Below are 1,033 nucleotides of genomic sequence, written 5' to 3' on the forward strand. Positions count from 1 at the left end.
GCAGGGCATCAGCTTGACTTTTCACTTGTTACAAAAGAACGCATGATGCTCGCCAGTGTTGCTGTAGCAGAAAATGGTGACCTAGAGCCAATGCAACATCTGTTTGAAGATATCTCTAATCCCAATAAAATACTTCTTTTAAAGGAATTCATGAACAACATGAAAGAACTTGGACGCAATGTTAATGATCGTCCTGTTATGGTTGCAAAAGAAGGTGAAACCTACACAGGTACCTATAGGGGTGCTGGTTATGATAGCTTTGCTTTCAATGTGAAAGGCGCTTACATCATCGGCAATAAAGAACAGCTCACGCCAGAACAACTCAAAACATTAAAACCTGGTGATAGATTTACCTTTACCGTTCCCAAAACAAAAAAGCTTGAAAGCATTCTCATTCCAGAAGAAAGATTAGCCCCTTTGACAGAAAATGAAACGGCCCAAATGGTTGCAGAAGATTCTTGTGTCCACGCAAGCCTAAAACAGGTTCAGCAATTGTCAAAAATTGTTTATGGTAACGAAAAAACATTAAACAAACAGATGGTAGAAATCATCAAAAATCCAAGCTTAGGCCAACAGCTCGCTAACCAGATTGAAAGAGCACCGCACTCTATTTCTCATCTTGCCGGTTTCAGTTTATGTGGACTACAAAACCAGACACGTGCAAACGCTAAAAATCATCTTGAGATGCTCTGTACTGCCGTTGCAAATTTCGCGTATGCTGTAAAACATGCTGAAAAGGAAATTACGCAAGAACATGCAACAGAACAAAGTCGTCGTGCAAAAACGGTAGAAATGCCAAGTCAAAGCTTGCAAGATCTCTTCGCCTTGCCAAAAGAATTACAGCAAGAAGCTTTAGCAAAAAATCCTTCACTGCAAAAAGAGCTTACAAACTTTGCAAAAAGCATCAATAACCGCCTCTCACCAAATGAACATAAAGCAGTCCAAAAGAATGACTCTGAAACATTGGCTCAAAGTATTGGTGTATCAGAAAGTAAAGCTAGGCAAATTACAGAAATTATTAAGCAAACCAAAG

General features: G+C 39.4%; 1 protein-coding gene. It reads left to right on the forward strand.

What is annotated here, in order from left to right:
- Positions 1-1,033: BID domain-containing T4SS effector (locus ACFIO3_RS13795; protein ID WP_375704655.1), on the forward strand; the 1,033-nt coding region annotated here is incomplete at both ends.

It is taken from the genome of Bartonella sp. AD328YNZD (genome assembly GCF_042196425.1).